The sequence below is a fragment of the Arthrobacter sp. TJ-217 genome (assembly GCF_058269255.1).
This window is the reverse complement of sequence record NZ_JBZCNJ010000017.1, coordinates 1-10,898: the sequence shown is the minus strand read 5'-3', so window position 1 is coordinate 10,898 and position 10,898 is coordinate 1. Positions and strand designations below refer to the sequence as shown.

Below are 10,898 nucleotides of genomic sequence, written 5' to 3'. Positions count from 1 at the left end.
TTTGCTGTTGTCGACCGGTGGGTGCACCTCGAGGTCCACGATGGCGACACCGGGTCCCCGGCCTCTAGTCAGGTAATTATGCCGGGACCACAATAAGCACCGAGTGAAGGTTGTTGCCCTGCGTCGGGAGGAGAAGGGGCTACAGCGGTCCTGAAGTCTGCCCCCCAAGCATGACCGCGGGCAACCGCCCGACCAGCGCACCTACCCTCCACCCACTAAGTGCGTTGCACAACGAGCGATTGCACTAGCTGGCACTTCAATTCAGAGGAGTCGTTGCGACGAGCCGGGCTTGACTGTGTCAAGCCGTTTTGGCCCCGGCTGGACGGCTTGAAGTGGACCCGGTTGATGATTGTCGGACGAGAATCTCAATGCTTCTTGGCTATGACCCCGTTACAGGGTTCGCCACTAAACGCTGGTTGGTGCGCCGGAAGCTACTACCAATCCCTTGCGCCGGCAGAACAGTGATCGGCGCCGGCGAACTTCTGTTTCCCGAGCAAGAACCTCCAGCGACAATCCGACCGAGTTTGACGTTCCTAAGGCGCGGGAACCACGAGCGTCGACACACCACGTTCGCGGGCTCATCCCTGCCGTTTCTCCCACTCCACCTTGTTCGACCCAGCAGGACGTTGGCTCCGGCTCCAATAGCCGGTAGCTCCTCGTGGTGAACCTCCTTAGCCTCCGCTCGCTGTCGCGTACAGTGTCTGCCGCGCCTGGTTCCTGAATTGGGCAGGTGATGATCCAACCACGCGGCGAAAAGCGGTGCTGAACGCGCTTTCCGACAGGTAACCAGTTGCTTGAGCGAGTTCTGAGATGGAGGAGCTGTCATGGGCGAGGGCGTCACGCGCGAGACTAATCCGCCATCGAATCAAGTACTCCAACGGCGGAACCCCAACCTGGTTCTTGAAAGCCCGGGCGAATACGGAACGTGACATATGGCTGATCTTGGCCAGTTCCGTGAGGGTCCACGGATGAGCTACGTCCGCGTGCATGGCGCGAAGGGCGGCCCCGACACCATCTTCGTCCAAGGCACGCAGCCAGCCTGTGGGCCGGTCCGACTGGCTGGCATGGGCGCGCAGCATGTGCACGAGCAGGAGCTGGGCGAGGTGGTTCATCGCCAGCGGTCCACCCGGGGCCGAGGCCTCGACCTCACTGGCCAACATTTCGATCAGATACGCAAGGTGCCTGCCGCGGGGATCAGCCGCGCGGACAATTACCAGCGGCGGCAGGAAATCGGTCAGGACGGATACATTCCTGTCATCGAACGCGAGATGACCGCCGCAAAGATATGTGTGTTGCTCGACCTCCGGGCCGATGCTCACGATGCCTGTCTGGGGGCCCTCCCACAGCGGCTTGGCAGGGCGCGGACGTGCCTCCAGCGAGCTAGCCATGACGTAAGGCGGCGGGTTGCCTAGAAGGTAGGTGTCGCCCTCCTCGAGGAGCACCGGTTTGTGTCCATCGAGGAGCAGCCAGCATCTACCGCGGACGACACCGCCCACCTTCACGTGGGGGAAGGTGTCGAAACGCAAGGCCCATTCCCCCGCGGCCCGCAGGCTCGGCTCGAGGACCGTTCGCGGCCGCAAAAGACCGATCGCATCGGCGACTGGATCTCCAAACCCGAGCATCACATTCCTTTCGGACGATCTGTAAACAATACCGGACTATATATGTTGAATCGTACCTTACCCCACTGCAGTATTGATGTTGCACAACCCGACACAACCCCTATTGAAGGACGTATACATGGAACAGCTTGACGGCAAAACAGCGGTGATCACCGGAGGAAGCAGCGGCATCGGCCTGGCCACCGCCATGAAACTGGCAGATGAGGGTTCGTTCGTTTTCATCACCGGCCGCCGCGAGGCTGAACTTGAAGCCGCCGTGAAGACCATCGGGGCGGACCGGGCCACCGCCGTTGTCGGCGACGTCGCCAAGCCGGAGGATCTGGACCGGCTCTACGAAGCGGTCCGGGCGCGAGGGAAGGGTCTGGACGTGCTGGTGGCGAACGCCGCGGTCGGTTCGTTCAGCTCGCTGGAACAGACCACCGAGGAACACTTCGATCAGACCTTCGCGGTCAATGTTCGAGGCATGCTGTTCACCGTCCAGAAAGCGTTGCCGCTCCTGAACGACCATGCCTCGATCATCCTGGTCGGATCGACCGCCGCCGATCGCGGCATGGAAGCGTTCGGTGCATACTCGGCGTCGAAGGCCGCTGTCCGGTCCTTCGCACGGACGTGGTCCACGGAACTCAAGGACCGTGGCATCCGGGTGAACGTGGTGTCGCCGGCGTGGATCGAGACTCCAGGAGGTACCGCAGCATTCGGCGATGAGGAGACCGCTCAAGCCATTAAGGAGCACGTCGCCGCGACAGTCCCGAAGGGCCGCATGGGTCAGCCGGAGGAGGCCGCCGCCGTCGTGTCATTCCTGGCCTCGGACCAGAGCAGCTACGTCGTCGGCTCGAACATCTACGTGGACGGAGGCACGAACCAAATCTGAGAAGGCACCGCGTTCGCGCATGGGTGATGCGCCCAGAGGCGCCGAGGTGTAGTGCTCCAACGCCTCGGCGCCTCCCGGACGGGATTCAATCCAATGCTGCCGTGCTTGAATGATCGCCGTCGTATCCGCAGTGAGCGAGATAGTTGGGCTGATCACCGGGAACTACATTCCCCGTCAGGTGTTGCGGTGGCGTGTTTATGCTTCGGGCATTCCGCTGACCCAGCCCTTCCAGTGAGCACAGAAGTGATCCGCCGCCCCCGGGCGGCACCGCGAAAGGGAATCGTCAGTGAGCATCCACCCCACTATCGCCCTGCAAAAAGCCCGCCATCCTGCGCAAAGTTCACCCGGACATCTAGAACGGCCACTTTCGGGGCCAATTCATATGGTGACCATAAATGAACATTCTGTGGCGTATCTCTTAGCGCCCCTGGACCGGATAATGGGGCGATGACGACCTATTTCGGCACAAATGAGTTTGAGGGCGCGACCTTTGTCAGGGCAAGTTTCAAGGGCGCCACTCTGCGATTCTCCGATGTCAGCGGTGTTTCGATGCGCGGCGTCGACGTGGACGGACTCGACATCGACAGCCACGACCTATTTTTCGGCAGCCTCTTGATCAACGGGGTCGACGTGGTGCCGCTCGTGGATGCCGAGCTCAACCGACAGTTCCCGGGCCGCGAACTGCAGAAGTCACAGACCCCTGAAGGCCTGCGCAAGGGGTGGAGGGCTGTGCAATCCGCGTGGCAGAAGACGGTGACGGGTACGCCGTCGGACCTGGTGGACGCGCACGTAGAGGACGAGTGGTCTTTGTCTCAAACCCTCCGGCACCTCATCCTGGCGACCGATGCCTGGCTCGGCGGCGGAATCCTGCGGAAGGAGCAGCCGTTCCACGAGATCGGGCAGATTTTTACCGGGGCCGGCGAGATGGGCTTCGACATGTCGATCTTCCGCGTGGATCCGCCTGCGTATGAGGAGATCCTTACGGTTCGGGCAGAGCGACAACGGCAGGTCACCGATTTCCTGGCCACCGCCACGGCGGATTTGCTTGCGGAGGAACGCGAGGACCCGTGGGGCGGCGCTGATTGGCGTCCCAGCGTCGGCGACTGCATTCGCGTGATCCTGGAGGAGGAGTGGGCGCATTTGCGCTACATCCAACGGGATCTCGCCCTTATTTGATAGAGCCAAAGGCAGCCAGCCAGGCGGCGTAATAAGGCCCTCAGCAACCACAGCAACTATCAGCGAAACCAACCGTCATGCGGAGAGAAAGATGGAATGACCATAAACAAGAGCTCCCGATCAGGGTCCATCCCTGTCCATTTCGAAACACCTCGTCTTCGCGTCCGCCCGTTCGTTGCGGCGGACGCTGGGGCCTTCACCGCTTATCGAGCCCATCCCGGCGTCGAGCGGTACCAAAGCTGGAGCAATTACACCATCGAACAGGGCCGAGCCCTCATCGACTCAATGCACGACGCCCTGCCGGGCGTACCGTGGCAGTGGTACCAGTTCGCCCTCGAGGAGCGCGAGGGCGGCGCCCTCATTGGCGACCTCGCATTGAAGGTGGATGACGCCGAACCGAGTATGGCCGAATTCGGGTTCACCCTCGCGCCCGAGTATTGGGGGAACGGCTATGGCCTTGAGGCAGTTCAGGGATTGCTCGGTTACGCCTTTGGGACACTGCACCTCCGCCGCCTCACCGCGGTCACCGACGCCCTCAACTATCCCGCGGCCATCCTTCTCGACCGGGTGGGGATGCGGAGGGAGGCGTATTTCCACGAGAACATTTTTTTCAAAGGAGCATGGGGAAGCGAGTACGCTTTCGCGATACTGGACCGGGAATGGGCAGCTGGGTGCGGAGTCCAACTGGATCCGCTGATGACCCGATCAGGGCTTGAGGCCGGGAAGAAGCCCCGGCCCCAAGGTTAACTTTATTGGAGATCAGTCGCGGGTTACCGCAGCTGGCGGCAATCTCAAGCTAAACATCAGGAAAGTGCGATGGGAGCTGCAGCGGGTGGATGCGCCCGCACTCCTGGCCTTCGCCGGGCACGGGCCGAGGGCCAAAGGGCAAGAGACACCAATCGGCCGGGGATCGAGGGATCGGCTGAGTCGGTCCACGCGTCACACCACGACGGCGTCGCACTCGCCTCCCGGCGGGGTGCGGCTCTCTGGTGGGGAGGATCGGGGGTGTGGACAGTGTCCACACATTCGGTCCCGGACTGGGCCGTACCGGCGCCGGTTTGGGCCGGATCGCGGATGTTCTCGGGGGAGTGGCGGATTTCCGGGTTTGGGCGTCTGGTTCGAGTCCCACTTCGGGCACATGTTTCCCATAGTCAGAGGCTGTTTTGCTCTCTGGCTGTGGACAATCCGGCGCAATGTGCGGTCCGGGTGCCGGATCTGGTGGCTTGGTAGAGGTTTTCTAAGGGTCGGACGCCTCCTTTCTCTCGCGAAGCCCGGTTTGGGCTTCCTTACTCCTTCATGGGGGAGCGGCGGGGTAGTTGCACGACTGTGGTGAGAATTTTTTTGAGCTGGCTATCCTCCTGGCCGAGCAGCTCAGGCGAAGCAGCCACCGAGAGTTGACGGCCGATGAGCACCATCACTACGAGCGAACGTAGGCTGCGGCGACCTCTGGTTCGCTCGCTGGCGGCTATAGAGACACAGAAAGCGGTCACGTGGGACCCCGGGGGCCGACCCTTCGACCCCGTCATATGGCAGTTAGCCCGGGCCAGCTTAACCGGCCCGCCCCACTGCTCCATACGGCCGTCGATACCACCGCGTTGCTCTTTTTCGCGGCCCTCCTGACCGCACGGGCGGCGTCATGCTGCCCGTCACGGACACGCCAGCCGCCTGAAGCGCGAATGCCATTGCCTGAAGCGCTGAACCGGCTCAGCTCTCCTGGTTGCGCAAGTACTTCAACACTGCCGCAACCCGGCGGTTCTGATCGTCGTTGGGCGGCAAGTCAAGCTTCATCATGACGTTACCAATATGCTTGACGACCGCTGCCTCAGAAACAAACAGACGCCGCGCGATAGCACCGTTGGAGTGGCCCTCGGCCATGACGGCCAGCACCTCCCGCTCGCGGGGAGTAAGCCTGGCCAACGGGTCGCGGTGCCGCCTGATCATCTGACTGATAACCGCCGGGTCAACCGCCGTACCGCCGGCATGAACGCGGCGCAGCGTGTCCGCGAAGTCCGCGACGTCGCTGACTCTGTCCTTGAGCAGGTAACCAATTCCGGCTCCACCGGCGCTGTCGAGCAGTTCGGCGACGTAACTCTGCTCGACATACTGACTCAGGACCACCACTGGAAGGGAAGGGTTTTCTTCACGCAGGCGCACCGCCGCGACGAGCCCCTCAGAGCGGAACGTCGGCGGCATGCGCACATCGGTGACCACGAGGTCCGGCGCGGCGTCGCGTCCAGCGGCGATCAACTTCTCGCCCGTATCCACCGCCGCGGCGACGACGAACCCGTTACGTTCGAGCAGCACCTGCAGACCCTCGCGCAATAACGCGTTGTCCTCAGCGATGACCACCCGCACCGGTTCCAATGCGGCCGGGCCGGTGGTAGTGGAATCAGTCATCCGGGTGGCCCTTCCCAACTGCGGGGACGGTGATGGCGATCGTGATGGTCGTCGGTCCACCCAGAGGCGAGTCGATCTCCAGGTCTCCATCCAGGGCGGCGATGCGGTCGGAGATGCCGTTGAGCCCGCCGTTGTCCCGATGGGCAGTGCCTGCTCCACCGCCACCATCGTCTCGGACCCGGACCTCCACGACTCCGGGCGCGGGCCGCTGGAGCCGGACCTGGGCCTGCCCGGCGTTGGAATGCTTGATGACGTTGGCGAGGAGTTCGGCGACGCAAAAGTACAGGTTGGTCTCAACCTCCGTGGGCAAGCGGCCGGTCAGCCGGTCCTCGACAGCGATGGGGAGGGTAAGTGTGTCGGCCAGTTCGCGGATCGCTGCGCTGAGGCCATGATCGGTGAGGACCTGGGGATGGATGTTCCGGACGAAGCTGCGCAAGGCACCCAGGGTTTGTTTGGCTTGGTCCTGGGCGCGGGTCACGTCAGAGCGGCCGGGGGCATCATCGGGCATGGCGGCCAGGGCGAGCCCGAGCGTCATGCTGACCGACAACAGCTGCGGCTGCACGCCATCGTGCAGGTCCCGCTCGATACGGCGGCGTTCGATGTCGAAGGCACGCACCAGGCGCGCCCGCGACTGCGCGGTCACCGTCAGGTCACGCTGGAGGCGCTGCTCCGGCCGGGTCAACACCTGGAGGACCACCAAGGCATGAGCCCTGGAGAAAGCTGGTGAGGTGACAACGAGCGCGGTGAGCACAGCGACTCCGATGACCGATGCCAACACCGACTGGGGTACGGTGCTCACCGTGAACGGCCCAATCACGATCGCCTCCCGGTCTCCCATTGCCGTCAGCAGCGGGCTGATCAGGGCGACAAGGGATACCAGGACGACCAGCGCAGCGAAGACCGCGATGGCCCCGCCGATCGTGAGCATCATCACGGTGTAGGCCAACGGGCGGATGAGCGTCCGCGGCTCACGGAGCCGGACACCCGGAGGCCCCCCAGCGGATCGGTCGAGCAGAGCGGTCGCTCCGCTCCAGTCGGCCCGGGCAAGAACGACCGAGATAAGCGGGAGTCCCACACCCAGCAGCGCCAGACCCGCGGTAACCAGGCCCGCAGCGGTATCGGTGCCGGGCACAGGGCCGCTGAGCGCAATCCCGATCGGTGTGCCCAGCAGCACGACAACGGAAATGACCACCAGGGCCCGGATGCAGACGGCCGCAGAGTAGAGCACCGCTCTCCAGCGCCTGATGACCGGCAGGGCCTCATGTGTTGACTCCGCGTTGATCACCTGACCAGTGTAGAGACGAACCGGCCCGAAGAAGGTAGGGCCAGCCATACCCTGGATCGACGGGGTGGCCCCACTGCGCAGCGCGGGGGTCCCACGGTGTACTGGATGCATGACCACAAACGCCCCGCACAGCACCGTGCTGCATCTCAACGATGTGACACGCACCTACCAGTCAGGCAAATCCACCCTCACGGCGCTCGACCGGGTCACGATCGGCCTTCGTCGTGGTTCCTGGACAGCGATCATGGGGCCATCGGGGTCAGGCAAATCCACCCTCCTGAACTCTGCTGCCGGGCTGGACACCCCTGACTCAGGACAGATCCTCCTCAACGGCGACGATATCGCGAGCCTCAGCGACGACGTGCTGACCCGGATGCGGCGCACCGAGATCGGATTCATCTTCCAGCAGTTCAACCTCGTCGCGGCCCTTAGCGCAGCGCAGAACGTCGCCCTGCCGCTGCGTCTGGCCGGACGCCGTGACGCTAACAGGGCCGCTACCGAAGCCCTCAACTCCGTGGGCCTGGGCAAGCACACCGGCCATAAGCCACGCGAACTCTCCGGCGGGCAGCAACAACGCGTCGCCATTGCCCGCGCCCTGGCGACCCGGCCGAGCATCCTGTTCGCTGACGAGCCCACCGGAGCCTTGGACAGTGCCTCCGCCGCCACGGTGCTGGATCTCCTTCGCGCCCTGGTCGATGAGCAGGGCCAGACAATCCTGATGGTCACCCATGATCCGTCGGCCGCCGCCCGCGCCGACCACGTGGCGTTCCTGCGCGATGGACGCCTGGTCACAACTTTGAACGGCGCCGACGCGAACCAGATCGCCGCCACCCTCGCCGAGCTTGAGACGCTGGCCGGTACGGGAGTGCAGGGATGATCGGCCTGGCCCTGCGCACCTTTGCCGACCGCTGGCAGCTCTTCGTCGGCACCCTCCTGGCCGTGACCGCCGGGGTCGCTATCGTCCATGCAGGCCTCACGATCATCCTCGGCGTCGAGAACGCCGACGCACCCACGAGCTTGACCCCCGAACAAGCAGAAGCATTCCGCCAGTCCGGCACCGATGCCAGCCAGCTGACCGGGATAGCGTTGATGATCGGCATCTTCCTCACCATCTTCGTTGTCGGCTCGACCTTCGGTTTTGCCGTTGACCAGCGCCGGGGTGATCTCGCCATCCTCAGACTCGGCGGCGTGACCAGGCGCCAGATCCGCAGGCTCCTGCTCGGTGAAGCCTTCCTCGCCGCGCTGCTTGGCGCGTTGGCCGGGGCCCTGCTCGGAACAGTTCTGACCACCGTGCAGCGAACCCTTCTGTCCGGGCTCGGCTTCTTCCCCGAAGGCCTCGCCACCCCCATCCAACCCGCAGTCCTGGTGGTCGACCTGATCGCCGCCCTCACGGTCTGCCTCGCCGGCGCCCGGGGTGCAGCCAAGAGCGCCACCAAAGTCAGTCCCCTGGATGCGCTGCGCCGCAGCAGCGGTGAACGGCGTGTCATGACCCTTGGTCGATGGATCTCGGCCATCACTGCCTTGGCGCTGACCGCCCTCCAGACCTACTTCGCCGCGACGGCCGGCGGATTGGTCCTCCCACTGCTGCTCGGCCTTGGCATCATCATGACCGGCTCGGTCGCAATGAGCCGGCTCTCACCCCTGCTCGTGCCCGCCGCGGCTCTGGCGCTCACACCCTGGTCGCGCCGCTCCCCGGTCGCGGGCCTGGCCGTGGCGAACCTGCGCGACGCTGTGCGCCGCACCGCCTCAGGCGCGGCGCCGATGATTGTGCTCGTCAGTCTCGTCATGGGCCTCCAAGGAATTGTGAACACCCAAACCGAATCCGGCGCCGCCACGCTGATCTTCGACGCCGACCTGATCGCAACCGGCGAGAACATCGACCTGAGCGCACTGGAGAACATCAACGGAATTTCCGTCGCCTCACCCGAGACGGTCGTGCCACTGTCCGTGCAGCTCACCACGGGCGGCGCCACCACCACCGGCCCCGGAACCGTCGTCGCCGTCGACCCCGACGCGTTCAACGCCACCCACCTGCAACAGCCGGACAGCGGTCGTGTGGCCGACTTCGGCCCCGACAGCCTCATTTTCGGTCCCGGCCTGGAATCGACCATCGATGGCGCATATGACCAGATCACCCTCGAGATTGACGGCCGGACCCTTGTCCTGAGCGAGGCCGCCAGGATGTCCGCAACCCCCTCCGGAACCGACGGCTACTACATCGACCGCTCACTGCTGCCCACCGACCTGCTCCAGGGGCCCACCACCGTCCTGGTCCAGCTCGCTCCCGGCGTCGAGACGGCCATGGTCGAATCCGCACTCACCGCCGCAGGTGCGTCCACGGTGCAGACACCGGCGGAGTTCACGGAAGAACAGAACAGAGCCAACGCCGCGGGAAACCGTGCCGTGATGGTCATGATAGTCGGGCTCGGCAGCCTCTACGCCCTCATCAGCGTTCTCAGCACGCTCGCCATCTCCATCAGTCAACGCCGCAGCGAACTGGCGACACTGCGGCTCAGTGGCCTCACCCGGCGGCAGATCCAGCACAGCACCGTCATCGAAGCCCTGGCCGTCACCACCATCGGCCTCATCCTCGGCGCCGTCGCTGCCGTGCTCTCCCTCGTGGGACTGTGGACATCGACCTACCGCCTCTACGGCGAGCCGGTCATCGCGATCCCCTGGACGCTCCTGGGCGCCATCACCCTGCTCGTTGCCACGCTCACGACCATCACCGCCCTTCTGGCAACACGAGCAGCCATGAAGGCTCCGGCCATCCGGGCCCTCGGTGCACACGAATGAGCCGTGAAGTATCAGCCCGGCTCCGAACGTCGGTCCAGAGGACGCACCTGTTGTCCCTCAGGTCGCCGCCTGATTCGAACTGACCGCAGCCGGGCCCCCTTCATCCCGTTCCCCGGAATCACACCGATGGCAAGGATCTGGCCGATCCGCTTCTCGAAGCTTCGCCCGAGGTAAGGCCGCCGCTCAAACGCGCAGCTGATGCCCGTGACCTTGGTCCATGCCCTGATCAGCGCACCCAGCGCCCTCACCGGCGCGGGCTCTCTCGGAGCCCTCACCGTCCTGACCGGGCTCCTGCTGACCGGCGCCGCCCTCACCCTCAAACGCCGCAGCCTCTAACCCACCAACCCCCCCACCCACCAACCAACTAGCCCTCCAACCCGAATGGTTTGCCCATGACCCACCACACCCGTGTCCAAGGACAGGAACCCGGCCGCACCATCGTGCTCTGGGCAGTACTCACCGCAGCACTGGCCGCCAACGTCCTGACCACCACGGTGGTTCCCATCCCGGGGCTCTCGGGCCCCACCGCAGCCATCGCCCTTGCCTGCGCGGTATTCCTTGTCCGGGCGCACCGGCGCCGGAGGCGCGCAGCATCAGGAACAACCCCCTCCACCGCATCGGAGCACTGACATGAAACACACCCCCAAATCCGCGGTCATCACCACCGCGCTGGCCGCGTCGCTCGCGTTCACCGCCTGCACCTCCTCGGCCGCCACCAAGGACGCCCCCGAGGAAGCACCGAAGGTGCTGA

Annotated in this window: 10 protein-coding genes; 7 read left to right on the top strand and 3 right to left on the bottom strand. The window is 64.5% G+C overall.

Annotation, left to right across the window (positions count from 1 at the left end):
- Positions 1–671: 671 nt before the first annotated feature.
- Positions 672–1,622, bottom strand: coding sequence for an AraC family transcriptional regulator (locus AC4D2R_RS17815; RefSeq protein ID WP_490941438.1), 951 nt, complete (start codon positions 1,620–1,622; stop codon positions 672–674).
- A 118-nt stretch (positions 1,623–1,740) separates the two neighbouring features.
- On the opposite strand from AC4D2R_RS17815, the gene AC4D2R_RS17810 reads away from it, so the two are divergent.
- The 3 genes from AC4D2R_RS17810 to AC4D2R_RS17800 all read left to right on the top strand — a co-directional run bounded on the left by AC4D2R_RS17810 (position 1,741) and on the right by AC4D2R_RS17800 (position 4,416).
- A complete protein-coding gene (locus tag AC4D2R_RS17810; RefSeq protein ID WP_490941437.1) occupies positions 1,741–2,493 on the top strand; it encodes an SDR family NAD(P)-dependent oxidoreductase in 753 nt (250 codons plus the stop codon).
- 447 nt (positions 2,494–2,940) lie between these two features.
- Positions 2,941–3,669, top strand: a complete 729-nt coding sequence (locus AC4D2R_RS17805) for a DinB family protein (protein ID WP_490941436.1) — start codon at positions 2,941–2,943, stop codon at positions 3,667–3,669.
- Positions 3,670–3,765: 96 nt separating this feature from the next.
- Entirely contained in the window at positions 3,766–4,416 is a 651-nt protein-coding gene (locus AC4D2R_RS17800; RefSeq protein ID WP_490941435.1) for a GNAT family N-acetyltransferase, read from the top strand.
- A gap of 957 nt (positions 4,417–5,373) precedes the next feature.
- Here the strand turns inward: AC4D2R_RS17800 and AC4D2R_RS17795 are convergent.
- Both AC4D2R_RS17795 and AC4D2R_RS17790 read right to left on the bottom strand, forming a co-directional pair.
- Positions 5,374–6,066 carry a response regulator transcription factor gene (locus tag AC4D2R_RS17795; RefSeq protein WP_490941434.1) on the bottom strand — a complete coding sequence of 231 codons (693 nt, stop codon included), beginning with the start codon at positions 6,064–6,066 and terminating at the stop codon, positions 5,374–5,376.
- Complete coding sequence (locus AC4D2R_RS17790) at positions 6,059–7,351, bottom strand: sensor histidine kinase (protein ID WP_490941433.1); 1,293 nt, start codon at positions 7,349–7,351, stop codon at positions 6,059–6,061. The genes AC4D2R_RS17795 and AC4D2R_RS17790 overlap by 8 nt, the downstream gene beginning before the upstream one ends.
- A gap of 109 nt (positions 7,352–7,460) precedes the next feature.
- On the opposite strand from AC4D2R_RS17790, the gene AC4D2R_RS17785 reads away from it, so the two are divergent.
- The 4 genes from AC4D2R_RS17785 (at position 7,461) to AC4D2R_RS17770 (ending at position 10,776) form a co-directional block, all read left to right on the top strand.
- Positions 7,461–8,228 carry an ABC transporter ATP-binding protein gene (locus AC4D2R_RS17785; protein ID WP_490941432.1) on the top strand — a complete coding sequence of 256 codons (768 nt, stop codon included), beginning with the start codon at positions 7,461–7,463 and terminating at the stop codon, positions 8,226–8,228.
- Complete coding sequence (locus AC4D2R_RS17780) at positions 8,225–10,147, top strand: ABC transporter permease (RefSeq protein ID WP_490941431.1); 1,923 nt, start codon at positions 8,225–8,227, stop codon at positions 10,145–10,147. The genes AC4D2R_RS17785 and AC4D2R_RS17780 overlap by 4 nt, the downstream gene beginning before the upstream one ends.
- A 198-nt stretch (positions 10,148–10,345) precedes the next feature.
- A complete protein-coding gene (locus AC4D2R_RS17775) occupies positions 10,346–10,483 on the top strand; it encodes a hypothetical protein (RefSeq protein WP_490941430.1) in 138 nt (45 codons plus the stop codon).
- Positions 10,484–10,539: 56 nt separating this feature from the next.
- Positions 10,540–10,776: a hypothetical protein gene (locus tag AC4D2R_RS17770; protein WP_490941429.1), complete on the top strand. Its 237-nt coding sequence runs from the start codon at positions 10,540–10,542 to the stop codon at positions 10,774–10,776.
- The last annotated feature ends 122 nt before the right edge of the window (positions 10,777–10,898 follow it).